The 17,556-nt window shown below is 50.9% G+C and carries 17 protein-coding genes; 11 read left to right on the top strand and 6 right to left on the bottom strand.

Features of this window, described 5'->3' with window-relative positions; all coding sequences use genetic code 11:
- Positions 1-10 precede the first annotated feature (10 nt).
- Positions 11-928, bottom strand: a complete 918-nt coding sequence (locus tag RB297_RS18330; RefSeq protein WP_009590874.1) for an ArsR/SmtB family transcription factor — start codon at positions 926-928, stop codon at positions 11-13.
- A gap of 409 nt (positions 929-1,337) precedes the next feature.
- On the opposite strand from RB297_RS18330, the gene arfA reads away from it, so the two are divergent.
- The 5 genes from arfA (at position 1,338) to RB297_RS18305 (ending at position 6,451) form a co-directional block, all read left to right on the top strand.
- Positions 1,338-2,837 carry an arabinosylfuranosidase ArfA gene (gene arfA, locus RB297_RS18325; RefSeq protein ID WP_213579778.1) on the top strand — a complete coding sequence of 500 codons (1,500 nt, stop codon included), beginning with the start codon at positions 1,338-1,340 and terminating at the stop codon, positions 2,835-2,837.
- 161 nt (positions 2,838-2,998) lie between these two features.
- Positions 2,999-4,327 carry an ABC transporter substrate-binding protein gene (locus RB297_RS18320; protein WP_015734101.1) on the top strand — a complete coding sequence of 443 codons (1,329 nt, stop codon included), beginning with the start codon at positions 2,999-3,001 and terminating at the stop codon, positions 4,325-4,327.
- 78 nt (positions 4,328-4,405) lie between these two features.
- Positions 4,406-5,299 (top strand): carbohydrate ABC transporter permease, encoded by an 894-nt coding sequence (locus RB297_RS18315; protein WP_036666213.1) that lies wholly within the window; start codon positions 4,406-4,408, stop codon positions 5,297-5,299.
- A gap of 2 nt (positions 5,300-5,301) precedes the next feature.
- The gene (locus RB297_RS18310) at positions 5,302-6,135 is read left to right on the top strand and encodes a carbohydrate ABC transporter permease (RefSeq protein WP_015734103.1); all 834 of its coding nucleotides are present in this window, start codon (positions 5,302-5,304) and stop codon (positions 6,133-6,135) included.
- A gap of 100 nt (positions 6,136-6,235) precedes the next feature.
- Positions 6,236-6,451, top strand: a complete 216-nt coding sequence (locus tag RB297_RS18305; RefSeq protein ID WP_009591958.1) for a DUF2905 domain-containing protein — start codon at positions 6,236-6,238, stop codon at positions 6,449-6,451.
- A 180-nt stretch (positions 6,452-6,631) separates the two neighbouring features.
- On the opposite strand, the gene RB297_RS18300 is transcribed toward RB297_RS18305, so the two are convergent.
- The 5 genes from RB297_RS18300 to RB297_RS18280 all read right to left on the bottom strand — a co-directional run bounded on the left by RB297_RS18300 (position 6,632) and on the right by RB297_RS18280 (position 10,173).
- Positions 6,632-7,501 carry a YitT family protein gene (locus RB297_RS18300; protein ID WP_096772977.1) on the bottom strand — a complete coding sequence of 290 codons (870 nt, stop codon included), beginning with the start codon at positions 7,499-7,501 and terminating at the stop codon, positions 6,632-6,634.
- A 17-nt stretch (positions 7,502-7,518) separates the two neighbouring features.
- Entirely contained in the window at positions 7,519-8,763 is a 1,245-nt protein-coding gene (locus tag RB297_RS18295) for a cation:proton antiporter (RefSeq protein ID WP_096772978.1), read from the bottom strand.
- 3 nt (positions 8,764-8,766) lie between these two features.
- The gene (locus tag RB297_RS18290) at positions 8,767-9,258 is read right to left on the bottom strand and encodes a cation:proton antiporter regulatory subunit (RefSeq protein WP_009591954.1); all 492 of its coding nucleotides are present in this window, start codon (positions 9,256-9,258) and stop codon (positions 8,767-8,769) included.
- A 237-nt stretch (positions 9,259-9,495) separates the two neighbouring features.
- Positions 9,496-9,840 carry a hypothetical protein gene (locus RB297_RS18285; protein WP_015734106.1) on the bottom strand — a complete coding sequence of 115 codons (345 nt, stop codon included), beginning with the start codon at positions 9,838-9,840 and terminating at the stop codon, positions 9,496-9,498.
- 141 nt (positions 9,841-9,981) lie between these two features.
- Entirely contained in the window at positions 9,982-10,173 is a 192-nt protein-coding gene (locus RB297_RS18280) for a hypothetical protein (protein WP_096772979.1), read from the bottom strand.
- Between the two features lie 217 nt (positions 10,174-10,390).
- On the opposite strand from RB297_RS18280, the gene RB297_RS18275 reads away from it, so the two are divergent.
- The 6 genes from RB297_RS18275 (at position 10,391) to RB297_RS18250 (ending at position 16,964) form a co-directional block, all read left to right on the top strand.
- Positions 10,391-11,020: a stalk domain-containing protein gene (locus RB297_RS18275; protein WP_375121082.1), complete on the top strand. Its 630-nt coding sequence runs from the start codon at positions 10,391-10,393 to the stop codon at positions 11,018-11,020.
- A gap of 47 nt (positions 11,021-11,067) precedes the next feature.
- Complete coding sequence (locus RB297_RS18270; RefSeq protein WP_375121081.1) at positions 11,068-11,499, top strand: zinc ribbon domain-containing protein; 432 nt, start codon at positions 11,068-11,070, stop codon at positions 11,497-11,499.
- A gap of 181 nt (positions 11,500-11,680) precedes the next feature.
- Positions 11,681-13,240, top strand: a complete 1,560-nt coding sequence (locus RB297_RS18265; RefSeq protein ID WP_375121080.1) for an extracellular solute-binding protein — start codon at positions 11,681-11,683, stop codon at positions 13,238-13,240.
- Positions 13,222-15,072, top strand: a complete 1,851-nt coding sequence (locus tag RB297_RS18260; RefSeq protein ID WP_375121079.1) for a sensor histidine kinase — start codon at positions 13,222-13,224, stop codon at positions 15,070-15,072. The genes RB297_RS18265 and RB297_RS18260 overlap by 19 nt, the downstream gene beginning before the upstream one ends.
- Before the next feature lie 26 nt (positions 15,073-15,098).
- The gene (locus tag RB297_RS18255; RefSeq protein WP_213577345.1) at positions 15,099-16,709 is read left to right on the top strand and encodes a response regulator transcription factor; all 1,611 of its coding nucleotides are present in this window, start codon (positions 15,099-15,101) and stop codon (positions 16,707-16,709) included.
- Positions 16,710-16,727: 18 nt separating this feature from the next.
- The gene (locus RB297_RS18250; protein WP_375121078.1) at positions 16,728-16,964 is read left to right on the top strand and encodes a hypothetical protein; all 237 of its coding nucleotides are present in this window, start codon (positions 16,728-16,730) and stop codon (positions 16,962-16,964) included.
- The last annotated feature ends 592 nt before the right edge of the window (positions 16,965-17,556 follow it).

Genomic DNA, 17,556 nt, shown 5'->3' with positions numbered 1-17,556 from the left:
CGTCGTTCTCTTATCCTTCCTTCACATCATACAGAACGCGGGCCAACAGATCTTGACTGTAGTTTCCGAAATGCTTGCCGTAAATGGTTAAGCCGCGTTTATTCACCGACTGCTCGTTAACGGCAATCCTGAAGGTAAGCTCGCTCTTGTAATCGAGCTGTATTTGGTCCAAACCGACATCCGAAATGCGGCACCCGTCGATAAAGCTGCCTTCTTTATTAATTCGGATGAGCTTCAGCATGCCGTATTGGTTCAAGTGGGGTGGCCACCATTCAGGGTTGAAGGTACCGCGTTTGTCCCCGAAATCCCCCGGACTTGTCCAGCTGCCGATTTCGATCCCGTTGACGTAAAAGAAAATATCCGACGGGTAATTATCGCAATGTCCCGGTGCTTCAGACCCCAGCTCCAAGGAGAATTGGATCTCGCGGAACGATTGGTTGGATTTCAAATAATTCGGGATCCGATATTCCAGGAAACCTTCGGTCAGCCAAATAATCTCCGAATTGATGCGCTCCGGATCGGCGAAATAGCGCGGATCGTCGAAATCCCCGATGATGCTGTCCTTGGTCGCAAGTCCGCAGGTCGGGATGGCTTGGTAGTCGCTGTAATGGCCGACCCGAATTTCCACCTCGTACAGATTATTAATATCCTTGCTTCGCAAATCGACCATCAAGGTGTCTTTATTCAGATAGCAGATCTTCTGGATGCCATGCTTCCCGCCCGTGGTATGGATTTCGATCAAGCCGCTTTCCTCCAGCTTCTTGATATGCATGGTAATGGCGCCATTGCTAAGGTTCAGCCTGTTTGCGAGATCATTCAGGTTCAGGCTTTGATTCTTGGCCAGCAGCTCCAAAATTTGAATGCGGATCTCGGAGCTGAGCGCTTTGAAGATATCAAGTCCGCTCATTAAATCTTTAATGTAGATCATCTTATTTCAAACCTTCTTCCGATTAAGGGATTTATAAGGATGGGATGTTTGCAAACGTTTATTTCAAATAATTATAAATCAATATGAGCGTGAAATAAAGATGTGTTCAAAATCTTAAGAAAACTTGTGCGTGAAACAATAAAATCGATGCTGAAAACGCTTTTATTTGAGGATTATATTAAATTAGGAGTGCGAAAAACAAGTGATTTCGGCTATTTTCGACAGAAAATGCACTGTTTTTTTTGATCATGAAAATTTATTTTTTATTTATATAAATCATTTTACATTTTTATATTTACAGAGACTCCCTCATATGATATTTTAAATTTGAAAACGAATTCATTTAATTATATTTGAATTGTTTTACAATTATATCAAACGGAAGGTGAAGAACTTGGCAGCTGAGAACATGAAAGCACGAATGATCGTGGATAAGTCGTTTCGGATCGCGCAAGTTGATAACCGCATTTATGGTTCATTCATTGAACACCTAGGCCGCGCAGTATATGGCGGGATTTACGAGCCCGGCCATGAAACCGCGGATGCGGACGGTTTTCGGAATGACGTAAAGGAATTGATCAAGGAGCTGGACGTCCCGATTATCAGGTATCCCGGCGGGAATTTCGTTTCGGGGTATAACTGGGAAGATGGCGTGGGGCCTGTTGCCGAACGGCCAAAACGGCTGGAGCTGGCTTGGAGAACGCTGGAGCCGAACGATGTCGGCACGAATGAGTTTATATCCTGGGCCAAGGAAGTAGGCTCGGATGTCATGATGGCCGTGAATCTGGGGACGCGGGGGATCGATGCCGCCAGAAACTTGCTGGAATACACCAACCATCCGGGAGGCACGTATTGGAGCGACCTGCGCCGCCGCCATGGTTTTGAACAGCCGCACAAGATCAAGACCTGGTGCCTCGGCAACGAGATGGACGGACCTTGGCAGATCGGACACAAAACGTCCGAAGAGTACGGCCGGCTTGCGCTCGAAACGGCAAAAGCCATGCGGCTCGTCGACCCGACCATTGAGCTGGTTTCCTGCGGAAGCTCGAGCACGGGCATGCCGACATTCCCTGAATGGGAAGCCGTAACGCTGGATCATACGTATGAGGCGGTCGATTACATATCCCTGCATCAATATTACGGCAACCGTAATAACGATACCGCCAATTACCTGGCACTTACGCTCGATATGGACCACTTTATTCATACGGTGAAATCCACCTGCGATTACATCAAGGCCAAGAAACGCAGCAAAAAGACGATGTATCTGAGTTTCGATGAGTGGAATGTCTGGTATCATTCCAATGACGCCGACAGGCAGATTGATCCATGGAGCATCGCTCCCCCTCAGCTGGAGGATGTGTACAACTTCGAGGATGCGATTCTTGTGGGCAGCATGCTGATCACGTTCCTGCGCCATGCGGACCGGGTCAAGATGGCTTGCCTGGCACAGCTCGTGAACGTGATCGCTCCGATCATGACCGAGAACGGCGGACGATCTTGGAAGCAGACGATCTTTTATCCGTATCTTCATGCATCCAAATTTGGCCGGGGCGTATCCCTGCTGCCGATCGTCGACTCGCCGAAATACGATTCCAAGGACTTTACCGACGTTCCTTATCTGGACAGCGCGGTCGTTCATAACGAAGAGGATGAAGAAATTACGATTTTTGCCGTGAACCGCCATCTGGAGGAAGCCTTGGAGCTCGAATGCGATGTTCGCAGTTTTGAAGGTTACCGGCTGTTGGAGCATATCGTGCTGGAGCATGAGGATCTGAAAGCGGTGAACACCGCATCCGAGGAAAAAGTAAAGCCTCATCATCAGGGGGGCGCGAAACTCGATAACGGTATGGTTAACGCAAGGCTTGCCAAGGCATCATGGAACGTCATCCGCTTGAAAAAAGCCTAATAACAGCAAGGGGGCGGTCCTCGATGTGGGCTGCCCCGTCTCCCAAACACTCATATCAAATTACACACAATATGAAAGCGCTTTATTTCTGAGGAATAGCAGAAGTACCGATGTTCGAAGTGTAGGTTTGTATGAACGAAAATTAAGGGAGGTCCAGTAAGATGATGAAAAGATGGATGATTGTATTCATGGTGTTATGTATGACGCTCTTCCTGTGGGGATGCGGCAAATCGAACAATGCCGGCGGCGAAACCTCGGTCCTGGACGGGGGGGCGGGAGAAAGCGCTACGGAGCTGTCGTATTGGACGTTTGTTGAGCTGCACGGCCAGCACTTCGAGAAAATGCTGGGCAAATGGAACACGGAGAACCCCGATCGCCAGATCAAGCTGAACGTAACGGTCATGCCTTATGACGACATGCATAACAAATTATCCATCGCGGTTCAATCGGGGACGGGTGCCCCCGACATTGCGGATATCGAGCTTGGGAAATTTCCGGATTTCCTTGCCGGCACGCCGCAGCTTGAACCGCTCAACGACGTCATTGATCCATACCGGGATACCATCGTGAAATCCCGTATCGACCTTTACAGCAAGGAGGATGTGAATTACGGCATCCCGACCCATGTCGGAGCTTCCGTCGCCTTCTATAATACCGAGATTTTGGAGGAGGCCGGGGTCAATTATCAGGATATCGTGACTTGGGAGGATTTCAAGCAGGCCGGTATCCAGGTGTATGAAAAAACCGGCAAGTATATGGGGACGGCCGATACAAGCGCAGCTTGGCAAGCTTCCATGCTGCTCGCTCAGCAAGGCGCGGATCTGACGGACGATTCCGGCAATCCGATCGTGAATTCGGAGCCGATGGTGAAGGCCATGACGCTGCTCAAGGATCTGCAGGACAGCAATGTCATCGCGACCATCGCCGGCGGTCAGCCTGACACCGAAGAGGCCTACGGCGAGTTTAATGCAGGAAATTATGCCACGGCTTTCATGCCGTTATGGCAAATGTCCAGATATACCAATTACATGTCCGATTTGTCGGGAAAAATAGCCATCGCGCCGATTCCGGTCATCGAAGAAGGAATGCCCCGGTCGGTTGGCGGCGGCGGAACCGGCACGGTCGTGACCAAGACGGCAAAAGACGTGCAGCTGGCAAAAGATTTTCTGGCCTTCGCCAAACTGTCCCTGGATGCCAATAAAGAAATTTGGAACACGCTTGGATTCGATCCGGTCAATATGGACGTCTGGGATATGAAGGATGTTACGCACAATGCCGAGAATCAGTTCGTGAAATATTTCGTCAATAACCCGTTCGATGTCCTGAATGAGATCCGGGATGAAATCCGTTTAATCAAATCGACCTCCGCATCGCCCACCATCAACAACGTCCTGTGCACAACCACCTTCAACGAGATTTTTGAGGACGGCAAGGACATTACCGAAGCCCTGAATGACGCCCAGAAGCAAATCGAACAGGAATTGAAATAACGTTCGCTTATACGGTACAAAAACGAAGAGCTGCTCATGGATCGTCGGTGAGCGGCTCTCATTCAAAGGAGTCGAATCATGATTAAAAAATTTCTGTACTCTCAAAAGGTTGCTCCTTACGTGTTTGTCCTGCCGTTTATTCTGGTATTCCTCGTATTCTGGGTGTTTCCGCTCGGCAGCTCATTCAGCATGAGCTTTCAGAAAACGCAGCTGGGGCAGGAAGCGGATTGGGTCGGCTTGGCTAATTACGGGAAGCTGATGGGGGACGGCGTCTTTTTGAAGGCAGTCACGAACAGCGCGATTTACATGGTGTTGACGCTCCTGATCCTGATTCCGTTTCCAATGCTGTTCGCGGTGCTGATCAACAACAAGTTCATGTGGGGAAGGGAGTTCTTCAAGTCGTCTTTTTTCTTCCCTGCACTGACGTCGGTCGTTGTGGCAGGCACCATCTTCCGGCTCATGTTCGGCGAGATGGAAGGATCCCTGATCAACAGCATCCTGGGGTGGTTCGGGATCGATCCGGTGAAGTTTCTGAAGGGACAGGTCACCGGCTTTATCGCGCTGGTGGCTCTCGCCACTTGGCGGTGGACGGGGGTCAATATGCTATATTTTTTATCGGGACTCAAGAACATTCCGGGTGAATATTACGAGGCGGCATCCATCGACGGTGCCTCGGCCTTCCAGAAGTTTACCAAAATCACGATGCCTTTGTTGAAGCCGACCACGATTTATGTGTTAACGATCAGCATTTATGCGGGGCTTGCCATGTTTATCGAAAGCATGATGCTCTGGAACGGCAACAATTCTCCGAAGAATATCGGCCTCACGATCGTCGGTTACCTGTACCGTCAAGGCATCGAGAAGAACAATTTGGGTTATGCCGCCGCTGTAGGGATCGTGCTGCTGGCAATCACCATGATCATTAACCTGACGCAGCTGAAGCTCTCCGGCATGTTCAAGAAGGAGGATTGAGGATGAGAAGAGAAACGCTGGTCAAAATAATCCTCTTGATCTTGTTCTCCATACTGTGCTTTCTGATCCTGGTGCCTTTTTATGCCGTCACCATCGCTTCCTTCAAACCCGGCGAGGATTTGATCCGGTATGGCCTGAATTTGAAATTTGATCTGTCGGTGATGAGCTTGGACAATTTCGCTTACCTGTTTACGGGCGATCACTCCTACTTCATGTGGTTTTTTAACTCCTTGCTCCTCACGGTGGTGCAGGTTACGTTAACCCTGCTGGTCAGCGCAACCGTTGCCTATGGGTTTGCAGCCTATGATTTCATCGGCAAGAACTTCTTGTTTATCTGCGTGCTTTTGATTATGATGGTTCCTTTTGAAATTCTTCTTCTTCCGTTATACTCCCTGACGTACAATCTGGGCCTCATGAATACGTACTCGGCGATTGTGCTGCCGGGGATCGCAAGCGCGGCCACGATTTTCTTCTTCAGGCAGTATTTAAGAGGGGTTCCAAAAGAAATGATTGCGGCAGGTCGGGTCGACGGGGCCAGCGAATACGGGATCTATGTTCGGTTGATCCTGCCCGTGATGAAGCCGTCCTTTGCAGCCATGGCGATTCTGAACGGCATGAACAGCTGGAACAATTTCCTATGGCCGTTCATGGTGCTCAGCGATGATCGCAAGTACACGCTTCCGATCGGGTTGAAGACGCTGTTGACTCCTTACGGGAACAACTATGATTTATTGATTGTCGGCTCCTTTTTCTCGATCATCCCGATTTTCATCTTGTTCATGGCCTTCCAGAAATATTTCATTGACGGGATGACGGCGGGGGCGGTGAAAGGCTGATCGTTCGGTCGGTATGACCGGTCCTGCCCTTGCTGTCGGCACCTCAAATCCATTATGATACAAGGAAACCTGCGTATTCTGATGAATGAGGTGACATATCGTGCATCCTGTAACAAAGGCTCTACTATGGATTGGCGGCGCTCTGATCGTGATCGGTCTGCTGTGGCCTGTCATCGGCCGATTCGTCGGCCGGCTGCCGGGCGACATCGTCGTGGATAAACCCAATGTCAAAATTTATTTTCCGATCGTAACCTGCCTCGTCATCAGCGTGGTGGGTTCGTTGATTCTGTTTCTGATCCAGCAGTTTCGCAAGTAGTCGGGATTTCATAAGAAAAACGTCATCGACGTACTTTCTCAGAAGACAGACCGCGGTTAGGGGATGTTTTTCTTGCGATATCAGGAAGGCCTAAGCTTCGGAGTTTATACTTTCTGATATCTAAAAAACAGGCCGGTTAGGGGAAACCCTTAACCGGCCTGTTTACGTGGAACAGCCGTTTTATTTTTGGATGATGGTGATTTCGGCATTCGGATCCAGGCTAAACACGATGGATTTGAACCTGGGCATTTCCAGAATGTGAACCCGGTAGACCAGCTGCTGCGAATGAGCGGCGTCACCGTGGTTCGCGCCTTCACCCTTGGCATGTGCCGATAGGGGATCATACCCCATGATGGCTTTCATGGTGTGCCGGATTTCCGCTTCGCTAATGCTTAGAATCCGTACCTCCCGTTTAAGAGGAAGGCTTGAAGTCGTAACGCGCCCCGTCTCCAGTGCCATCAGGCACGCGATGGCGGAATACATCGCCCGTTCCCAGCCGAGGAGGAGCCCCGCCAAAGTCAGTACCAACAGATTGATCATGATATGGACGTAGGGCAGCTTCAGCCGGGTCAGCAGCTGCGATAGCTGCTGGGGGATCTTCGGCATCTGGAGCGTATCCAGGACGACGCCGTAACGAAGGCCGATGCCGATGCCGAGACCGAGGAAAATGCCGCCGATGCCTGCGCTCCCGATCTTGCTGTCGATGAGAGCGGGGATCGGAAAGAACAGGATCGAGCATACGGAAAACGTAAGCAGCCCGACGGTTGCGATGACGGCTTTTTCCCGGTTCGACCGGCGATAGGCCAGCAGAAGCAAGGGCAGATTTAATGCAAACAAAAACATGCCCGTATGAAGTCCCGTCAGATGCGAAGCGAGCGCAGAGATTCCCGTTACGCCGCCCGCGATGATTCCGCTAGGAACAAGAAATAAATCCAAACCGAACGCTGCGATCAGGCCTCCGATGGCAGCCATGCTCAGTCTTCTTCGTGTACTTGCCTTGCTTGCGGCCTCTTGTGCACCGTTCGTTGTCCGAACCGGGGCTTGAACCATAGGCAATGTACCCTCCTTTATCCGCTGGCACTTTCATCCTTTAGCTTCGGTTTAACCGGTTTCTTCTCCTTATGATCTTTAAATTTAAATATTTTGTTCAAGAAGTTATAGACGTGCTTGGACTCCTTGGTCAGCAGCGGTCCGAGTATGGCGAGTATCAGTACATACAGGGCCGCGAACGGTTGAATGAAGGTTGCAAGCCCGCCGGCTTTCCCCATATTGGCGAGAATGATGGAAAACTCCCCGCGGGATACAATCGTCAGACCGATATTGGAGGATGCTTTCGAAGACAATCCGGCGCTGCGGCCGGCAAGCATGCCTGCAATGAAGTTGCCAAGAAGCGTGATGATCACGGCGATCAGCGATAACCACACAGCTCCGCCAAGCTCGGACGGTACTATCGTTAAACCGAAGCTAAAGAAGAATATGGCTCCAAAGAAATCGCGGAATGGTAATATCAAATGCTCAATGCGTTCACGATGCTCGGTCTCGGCCAGAACAAGCCCGACGAGCAGCGCGCCGATGGCCTCGGCAACATGAATCGTTTCAGCGAATCCTGCGAGCAGGAACAACGCGCCGAATACGACCAAGGCAAACAATTCGTTAGACCGTATATTCAATGCTTTATTCAGAAGCGGTACGGCTTTACGCCCGATAATAATGACTAGCAGCATAAATCCAAGAGCGATCACGGCAGATATCAGGACGCCGCCCAGCGACGAGGAGCCGCTCAATACGAGTCCGGAAAGAATCGAGATATATACAGCGAGGAATACGTCCTCAAACATGATGATCCCGAGGATCATCTCGGTCTCCGGATTCGCCGTTCTTCTCAAGTCGACCAGCACCTTGGCTACGATAGCGCTCGAGGAGATGGTCGTTATGCCTGCGACAATGAGCGTCTCCGCCAAGGGAAATCCGGCAAAGATCCCGATCATCAGTCCAAGCGTAAAGTTAATGGCAATGTAGATGCTGCCACCTACAACGATGGACTTGCCCGATTTGATCAATCGGCCGACCGAGAACTCGAGTCCGAGATAGAACAGAAGGAAGAGTACGCCGATCCGCCCCATAAAGTCGATGAGCGGAGCACTTTCTATAAAACGAAAATCGAAAGATCCAAAATGAAAAGCATGAGGCCCAACCGCCATCCCCACCAGAATATAGAAAGGGACGACGGAAAACCGGAGTTTAGCTGATAGCAACCCCGCCAGGGCGATCAAGGCAATCGCCAATCCTACTTCTAAAACCAAATGATCCATTCATCAACCACGTCCGTTCATCAAGATTTGTTTAAATAGCCGCTGTTGTTGACGTTCACCTACGACGACGAGCGTCGAATCCGGTGTAATGATAACGTCAGGTCCGGGATTGATTTGTTTGCTGTTTTTGTCAACTCTTGCAATGATGGTTGCGCCTGAGGCTTGGCGTACGCCCAGATCGCCAATCGATTTACCTGCCCCGTAATAGTGGGGCTCGATGCGGTACCACTCGATGATCAATTCATCCAGCGCCATGTCGATCGTTTCGAGCGCCTTCGGTTTATACGTGAGACCGCCGACGATGGCCGCAATTTGACGGGCCTCGTCATCGTCCAGGGAAATCATGGAGATGCTTTCGTCCGGATCGTCGTATTCATAATGGTACATTTCACGGCGGCCGTCGTCATGAATGATGATGACCAGTTTATCGCCACCGCGGGTATCAATTACGAATTTCTTACCGATTCCAGGCAAATCTGTTTCGCGAACATGCATAGATTAGAGTCCTCCTAAGAAAATACACTTTTTAGTTGTTTTGCACACCGATCACACGGATATCAAAAATACACGCAGCCAAATAAAACAATCCATTCACGATGAAATTGCACAGTCTTTAATAAACCCTAATGCATAGGTCAATCTGCACAGGCTGTTTATGTTGTTGCATGGGAAAAGAAAAATTGGAAAATTTAAGAAACCGCAGTCAGTTGGAATGCGAAAAAGTGTGGAGGACTAGACGAACTTCGATGTGTATTTAATGGGGAATAATACTAAAAGCCGGAGTCGAAGCGGAATAATCGGCCGATAGGGCAGACGTGTTTTGGGAGCCTGCTGCATCACAATGGCCGACATCAATAAGAACAGCGCTATGGTATTGCCGGCTGCCTTAAGTTTGGAGAGAATTTGAGAGTGTTTCAGAACAGCCGCTTTCAGATGATGGTCATGCTTGTAAACATACCGCTCATCTTGGGTTTCGTTGCTGTAATACTCCTGGACGGGAATGTATAGGGCAAATGCCGTAACCAGAACAAGCACCAGCATCCATGCGATTCTTGCCGTTTTTAAGAAACAGTTCACGGTTACTCCCCCCTTCGTCCCAAGCTTCTATGTTAATCATAACATAAAAATAATCGTTCTCAAAATGAGAACGATAAATTATTTTTGAACACTTTTACAGATCGATTCAATTTTTTACATTATATAGAAGCGATGCTTCTTCTATTTTTTGCGAAGCTTATCATAGTTTTCCGTATCGGGCCCGATATCGGCTTTCGCTTGATCCTTGTCTTCCAAAACGCCGAGGACAAGATCGTCGAGTTTATCGGTTGCGGCCTGATCCGGCCGGTCGGGCTCGGGAATCGGGTCCACGCCGGGAAATTGACCGTCAAATTCAGGTTTCTGTTTGCTCATTGGGCTCTCATTCCTTTCTGGCAATATTGTGGCACAAAAGGATCTTTTATATGTAACGAATAAACGCGGGAGATGAAAGTGAAACAATGCAGGAACGTCGGCCTGGTAACAATTCATAACAATTCACCTTCTATATAATGTAACCCTATATATCAATCAGCTATATAAGAATATGCTAGAATAGTAGAGGAATATTATACCAGGGGGTTATTTAGGCATGAAGAAAAAATGGATAGGCTGCACCCTTGCTTTATTGCTTGTATCCGGCTCTGTCGTATCTGCGCATCCGGGACGAACGGATGCCAACGGAGGGCATACCTGCCGAACCAATTGCGAACGCTGGGGTCTGTCATATGGCGAGTATCATTATCATAACGGCGGTGGGAGCTCTTCCGGAAGCAAGTCGTCCCCATCCGCGCCTAAGTCGAAATCATCGCAAAAGAGCACGGCTAAGCCTGCAGCGCCGAAGCCCGCGGCTCCTGCATATGCTAAGTCCGGCCTTAAAGTTTACGTCAACGGCAGCGTGGTAAAATTTGATAGCGAGCCATTGGTGTACAACAACATCAATCTGGTGCCGCTGCGGGAAATTGCGGAGGGCATGGGGGCTAAGGTCAACTGGAATCGCGATGCGGCCAGCATCGGCGTGCAGAGAGGCAATCATAAAATCACGCTCACGATCGGAAGCAAAACCGTTTATTATAATGGCAAATCGGAAACCGTTGCGGTCGCTCCCAAAGTGATGGACGGCGTGACGTATGTTCCCATTCAGGTGTTTGCACGGGGGCTGGGCGCTGGCGTGAACTATACCGAGCATGATAAAATTCTGAGAATATCGTTTAAGGAATAAAATAAACACGGGTTCCATTTTGCGAACAGAGAGGGGAAGAGTTTGCTTTGAGTTTTTTTGATAAATTTAAAGCCGGTGTATCGGACGCCGGAAACAAAGCGAAAACGCTGGTAGAGATCAATCGCTTAAAGCTGCAGAACAACGGCAAAAAAAGCGATATCGACGAACAGTTCCTGGAAATCGGCAAGGTTGTATTCGCTTCAACCGAAGCAGGGAAGTGGCCGCCTGATCAGGAGAGCATCCAAAGCTACGTGGCCAAGATTCATCAATTGAATTTCGAAATCGAGCAAAATCTGCTCCAGATTGCCAACCTTACGGATGAGAAAATATGCCGGGGGTGCGGGAACAGTTCAGCCATGAACGCCAAATTTTGCGCCCACTGCGGCCGTACGTTCGAAGTGATTCAAGTTCAAACGGAAGAGCAGCGCAAAGAGGTTCCGCTGCTGGAGGATGGCGGCGACCAAGAGGAGCCGAAATAGAAGCTGTTTGCTTCATGAATAGCCGTACCCTGGTTCGGGAATGACCAGGGTCGGCTTTTTCTTTTTGTCCGGGGTGAAGGAAGCAGCGCTTGATTAGGAGAATGATTATTAAGGTGATCTTACTCACGACATCATCGTTATATAGTAATATTAGCTTACTAGCTGGAGGGAGTGAGGACATATGCCGAAGAACAAGGCCTGTAATGATGAATTTAGTCAACATGGGGATCGAGGGGTGTCAAGGCTGCTTAAAGGTAACGTTCTATTGCTTCCCGTATGCGTAATTTTGATGCTCTTTGCTGCCGGGTGCAACGGCCCGGGGTCTTCGGATGAGGAGAATCCGCCGGAGAACCTCCCCAAGGGCGCATCCATCAACATCGTCATTTCCAGTCTGGGGATGACGTTCCCTGCAGGAATGGACGAGAATGACAATCCGTACCTGAATTACATCGAAGAGCGTACGGGGCTCGAGATCGGAGTCAATCTTCCTCCGCCCGAGGTGTACAACGAGAAGCTCGACGTCATTATGTCCTCAGGCAATTTGCCGGATATGCTCCATACGTACGAGCCGGTGTGGTTCGACAATTACGTTAAGCAGAAGGCATTTATGCCGCTGGATGAATTAATCGACGAGTACGGCCCCCACCTGAAAGAAAAAATTCCGCCAGAGGTCTGGGATCGGGTCCGATACGGCGGTAAAATCTATGCGGTTCCGAGCTTGAATGAGGTGACTGGAGCCGAATTGATGTATGTCCGGAAGGATTGGCTCGATCGGCTCGGCTTAGAGCCGCCCGAAACGCTGGAGGAATATTACGAAGTCATTCGTGCCTTCACCCTGGATGATCCTGACGGCAATGGCGTCCAGGATACGATCGGTTTAACCTTGACCTCGAGCCTGGGAAGGTCCTCGCCGTTTTTCGGCGCTTTCGGCACGCAGCGAAATACGTGGTTTGAACGGGACGGGCAGCTGGTGAACGGAAGCATTCTGCCGGAAACGAAGGAAGCCCTCGCCTTTTTTAACAAGCTGTATCAGGAGAATCTGCTCGATCGGGAATTTCCTTTAAACCTGCAAAACAATCTGTTCGAAAAAATAGAAAACGGCACGGTCGGCCTGTTCTCCGCGGCTTGGTACGATACGCGCGGACCGATTGCGGCCAATATGAGCAAGGACCCCGAGGCCGAATGGATGCCGCTTCCGTATCCGACGGGACCGGACGGATTTAAAGGCGTTGAAGGGAAGGACATCATACGAGGTTATAACGTCATACCGGCCGAATCGGAGAAGGCTGCCGAAGTAATCCGGTTTCTGGACTTCATTGCCAGCGACTACAAGACGCTGAAGCTCGGCTTCGAGAACGAAATCTGGCGCTGGGAGGACGGGGCGATCGTTACGGACTTCGCGCTGCACGACAAGCATTTATACCGCGGCATTTACCAATCCCTTGTCGACGTGCCGGATCAATTGCTGTTCAAGGAACGGCTTGACTCGCTCGGGGACTTCAATCTGTACAACAATCTGCAGCTGATCAATCAGCATATTATTCCGAATGCATTCTACGGAGTTCCTACCCCCGGGATGACGAAATACAACACGAAGCTTAAAAATCTGGAGGATGTGTTCACGAAAATCATCATGGGGCTTGAGCCGCTGGACGCATTCGACGACTATGTGAAGACCTGGAAGGAAGAAGGGGGAGATGAAATCACGAAGGAAGTGAATGAATGGTACTCCAAACAATAATGCTGGCGGCCAAGAGCGCGGGGGACCGAGTGATCGACTTGTTTCGCTGGATCCGGGATCGGTTTTCGCAGAACATTCAAACCCGCTTGACCGGTTATTTTCTGCTGATCCTGCTGCCGCTGGTCATTATCAGCCTCTTCGCCGTAGAACGGTCCCGGGATATTCTCTACGAACAGGCGGTGGGGAGGACGGAGATGGCGCTGTCGTCGGCGATGAACCATTTTGATCTGGCGCTGCAAAACGTGGAGGAGATATCGACCCTGATTGCAGGGGATCCAGGAATGAACGAGCTGCTTAACAAAAACAGCACCAACTTCTCCCCTCAATCGATCGTGGATTTCTCGCACATTTTGGAGCAGCTGTCGAATTCCGTATCGGTAAACCGGTTCGTATCCCAAATTACGGTGTATCATCGGGCTTCCAACATGTTCATCTCTACCCATTACGGCGGCAAAAAGCTGACGGGCGAGACGCAGCAGGAATGGCTGGTGGAAGCTGCGCGACGGAACGGAACGGGGATTTCCTACGTCATGTCGGAAGCCCCAGTGGCGGAGGGCATTACGTTTGGCCAGATGACCAATACGGACAGCATCTCCCTGATTCGGGCCATGGACCTGTACAACAGCGAACGGCAGTCGAATCTGCTGGTGGTGTCATTCAATAAAAGCAAACTGCTGAATATCATCAAGACGCTGCTTCCGTCCGAGAACAGCCGTATCGCCCTCCTGAACGAAAGGGGAGAAGTGGTGGTGGAGACCGGAAGAGTGTATGAGGAGGACATTACCGAGAAGGATATGACCGTCACGATTGATTCGGATTACTCCACATGGCGTCTTGAGCTGGTTCAGCCGAAAAGCGAGCTGTACAAAGAGACCGATCAGCTGCGCCTGTTCACGGTTGGGATCATCGGGCTGAGCATCCTGCTGGCCATTATCATTTCATGGGTGGTGTACAGCGGGATTGCCTCGCCTGTGTTGAAATTGTCGCGCGGGATGAAGCGGCTTAGCAGCGGAGAGCTGAACATTCATGTCGACACCAAACGGAAGGACGAATTCGGTTTTCTCATCCAGTCGTTTAACAAAATGGCCGTCGTGCAGAAGCATCTGATCGAGGATCATTACGAGCAGCAGCTTCGATTGACGACAACGGAGCTGAAGTTCCTGCAATCCCAGATCAATCCGCATTTTCTGTATAACACCCTCGATTCGATTTATTGGACGGCCAAAAACTACGATGCGGATGAGATCAGCGAGATGGTGATGAACCTGTCGAAGTTTTTCCGGTTGAGCCTGAACAAGGGCAGGCAGGTGTTTACGATTGAGGAGAGCATTACCCACCTGCACTACTATCTACGAATCCAGCAGCTTCGTTTCATGGACAATTTCACCGTGGATTATCAAATTTCGGAAGAGAGCAAGGGGGTTCCGATTCTCAAGCTCCTGCTTCAGCCTTTGGTGGAAAATGCCATCATTCACGGCATGGAGGGCAAATCCTCCGGAGGGAGCCTGGTCATCTCCAGCCGGATTGAAAAAGGGCATACGGTGGTTATCAGCGTACAGGATAACGGGCCCGGGATCAGCGAAGAGCGGCTGCGCTACATCCAGCATGAGCTGGAGATGATGGGCTCGCGCAGCGTGCCCGCGTCTTCCCAGGATGAAGAGCATGTGAAGGATCTGTTCGGTCTTCGGAACGTGCTTGGCCGAATGAAGCTGTATTATGGCAGAGAAGCGGATCTGACGGTACACAGCGTGGCAGGGGAAGGCACCACCGTCACGATTTCCATCCCGCTGGACCGCTGCAAGGAATTTAACCTGAAGCAGACACTTATATAGAGATGCTCGAAAGGGGAACAAACCGAATGAATCTCATGATCGTGGAAGATGAACCCCGGCTGCGCAACGCACTGGCTTACAATATCCCATGGGACAAGCATGGGATTGAAGTTGTGGGCATGGCGTCCAACGGCATCGAGGCCCTTGAGCTGGTTGGCCGAAAAAAACCCGATATTATGCTGATCGATGTACAGATGCCTGAAATGGACGGGCTGACGCTCCTCGGCGAGCTGCGAAGCCGGCAGGACATCAGCCGTTTGACGAAAATGATTATCCTGAGCGGACATGACAACTTCGAATTTGCGCAGCTGGCGCTGGAATACGGGGTGTCCAAATATTTATTGAAGCCCGCCGGCGAGGAAGACATTCTCGAAGCGGTGCTTGAAGCGAGGCAGCAGCTGCGGGAGGACTTGGAGCAGTGGCAGCGCAAGGCGGCTTTGGAGCAGAAATGGAAGGACAATCTGCCGCATTTGCAAAATCTCTTTTTTATCCAATGGGTCAGCGGCAAATATACGAAACAGGACGTCCTTACCAAGGGCAGGGAATTATATATTTCATTGAAGGAGAACGACCGTTTCGCCGTCGCCGTGGTGGATCTGGACCCCTTGCCGGAGAGCGAGACCCGCTTTCAGCGGGGGGATGTCGAGCTGCTGCAGTTTACGATGCAGTGCCTGGCCAAGGAGCTGTTATCCCATCCATCGCTCTGGATCACGTCGGATTCAGGCAATATGCTCCTGATGGTCCTGATCCTGGAGGAAAGCCAGGATGCCAAGGAAGCCATGCTGCGGCTGAATGCGGACGTATCCAAGCTCCTCTCCCAAACGAGGGAGGTGCTGAAGATAACGGCCAGCGCCGGCATTTGTGCATCCATCGGGACGATCGAGGAGATGAGCCTCTTGTATGCGCAGGCTTGCCGGGCGCTTCAGGAGCGCGTCGTGTATGGACACGACCTCGCGATTCCTTACCGGGAGCAGCTTCAGCGGGATATTCAGGGCGTGATCGTGCAGCAGAACCTGGAGAAGACGCTGGAGATCGCGCTGGAAACGGCGGATGAAACGAAGGCGCTGGAGGCGCTGAAGGGATTATGGGAGGAAGCCTTCTCGAGGTCCGAATCCTCGGACGAATTTCAGGAGGCGGTGCTTTACATGAACAGCTTCTTTACCCGCATGATCCAGAAGCAGGGCTGGACGGTTAAAAGAGTCGTCGGCGACGATATCGAATATTTTCACAACGTCAAGCTGCTGAGCACCAAAATGCAAACCTGGTCGCTCCTGGAGCGAACGGTGAAGCATATCATCACGTTTATGGGCGAACAGCGGAAAACGACAAGCAATCAGGTGGTAAAGGACATTCTGAACCTGCTCGAGGAGGAGATGGACCAGGAAATTACGCTGCACACGGTAGCGGACCGGCTTTACGTGAATTCTTCCTACCTCAGCCGGCTGTTCAAGCAGGAAATGGGGGTCGTCTTCTCCGCATATGTGCTGGAACGCAAAATGGAGCGGGCCAAGTCGCTGCTGCAGGACGGTCTCAAGGTATACGACGCAGCCCGGCTGGTCGGGTACCGTGATGTCAGTTATTTCACCAAGGTGTTTCGGAAGTATTGGGGCGTGAACCCGGGGGAGTTCAAGGGATAAGGATATGGGAGAGGCCGTATGGCACTGCTGCACAGGTCTGAAAGCCCGCTGCGCGGCCGTATCGTTCTTTCAATCGCTGTTGTCGCCAAATTTCCTGGAATGAATGTTGCAGAGGAAGAAATTCAGCTACAGTCAATGCTTTCGATGCGAGTTTTCCGTTGGAAAACTTTCGGGCGCCCGCTTCGCTTTTCGGAATCGATTCGTCCACTCCGCTGGTTCATGTACGGTCTATCGCAAGAACGTCTTCCCCCTTGAGTTTGGGTGAAGGGAGGGAAGTGGAAGCCCGCTGCGCGGCCGTATCGTTCCTCCAATCGTTGTTGTCTCCGAATTTCCTGGAATGATGAAGACAGCGGAAGAAATTCGGCTCCAGTCAATGCTTTCGATGCGAGTTTTCCGTTGGAAAACTTTCGGGCGCCCGCTAACGCTTTTCCGGAATCGATTCGTCCACTCCGCTGGTTCATGTGGGGCAACCCCCTCCATATCCTCTCTCAATTGGTAGGGGAAGGGAGAGAGGTGGAAGCCCGCTGCGCGGCCGTATCGTTCCTCCAATCGCTGTTGTCGCCAAATTTCCTGAATGAATGTTGCAGAGGAAGAAATTCGGCTCCAGTCAATGCTTTCGATGCGAGTTTTCCGTTGGAAAACTTTCGGGTGAGCGCTAACGCTTTTCCGGAATCGATTCGTCCTCTCCGCTGGTCACGTGGGGGTCCCCCATCCTCCCCCAAATGAGGATGGGGGAGGGGGCAAAACGCAGCGCAGCAGAGCGTGCGCAGTTACATAAACCAAGCAAACGAGCCGTTCGGGGCATACATCCCGAACGGCTCGTTTGCGTTTACCCCCAGCCCCGACC

Origin of the sequence: Paenibacillus sp. CR_12 (genome assembly GCF_041953985.1) — a bacterium.
GTDB classification, from domain to species: domain Bacteria; phylum Bacillota; class Bacilli; order Paenibacillales; family Paenibacillaceae; genus Paenibacillus_AQ; species Paenibacillus_AQ lautus_A.
Note: the sequence above shows the minus strand (reverse complement) of the source record. Positions and strands in the feature narration are given on the sequence as shown.

Excerpts from the sequence above, each read along its gene's own strand:
- RB297_RS18320 (WP_015734101.1), top strand. The coding sequence starts at position 2,999 with ATGATGAAAAGATGGATGATTGTATTCATGGTGTTATGTATGACGCTC.
- arfA (WP_213579778.1), top strand. The coding sequence starts at position 1,338 with ATGAAAGCACGAATGATCGTGGATAAGTCGTTTCGGATCGCGCAAGTT.
- RB297_RS18330 (WP_009590874.1), bottom strand. The coding sequence starts at position 928 with ATGATCTACATTAAAGATTTAATGAGCGGACTTGATATCTTCAAAGCG.
- RB297_RS18295 (WP_096772978.1), bottom strand. The coding sequence starts at position 8,763 with ATGGATCATTTGGTTTTAGAAGTAGGATTGGCGATTGCCTTGATCGCC.
- RB297_RS18300 (WP_096772977.1), bottom strand. The coding sequence starts at position 7,501 with ATGGTTCAAGCCCCGGTTCGGACAACGAACGGTGCACAAGAGGCCGCA.
- RB297_RS18265 (WP_375121080.1), top strand. The coding sequence starts at position 11,681 with ATGCCGAAGAACAAGGCCTGTAATGATGAATTTAGTCAACATGGGGAT.
- RB297_RS18290 (WP_009591954.1), bottom strand. The coding sequence starts at position 9,258 with ATGCATGTTCGCGAAACAGATTTGCCTGGAATCGGTAAGAAATTCGTA.
- RB297_RS18250 (WP_375121078.1), top strand. The coding sequence starts at position 16,728 with ATGGCACTGCTGCACAGGTCTGAAAGCCCGCTGCGCGGCCGTATCGTT.
- RB297_RS18260 (WP_375121079.1), top strand. The coding sequence starts at position 13,222 with ATGGTACTCCAAACAATAATGCTGGCGGCCAAGAGCGCGGGGGACCGA.
- RB297_RS18280 (WP_096772979.1), bottom strand. The coding sequence starts at position 10,173 with ATGAGCAAACAGAAACCTGAATTTGACGGTCAATTTCCCGGCGTGGAC.
- RB297_RS18310 (WP_015734103.1), top strand. The coding sequence starts at position 5,302 with ATGAGAAGAGAAACGCTGGTCAAAATAATCCTCTTGATCTTGTTCTCC.
- RB297_RS18255 (WP_213577345.1), top strand. The coding sequence starts at position 15,099 with ATGAATCTCATGATCGTGGAAGATGAACCCCGGCTGCGCAACGCACTG.
- RB297_RS18275 (WP_375121082.1), top strand. The coding sequence starts at position 10,391 with ATGAAGAAAAAATGGATAGGCTGCACCCTTGCTTTATTGCTTGTATCC.
- RB297_RS18315 (WP_036666213.1), top strand. The coding sequence starts at position 4,406 with ATGATTAAAAAATTTCTGTACTCTCAAAAGGTTGCTCCTTACGTGTTT.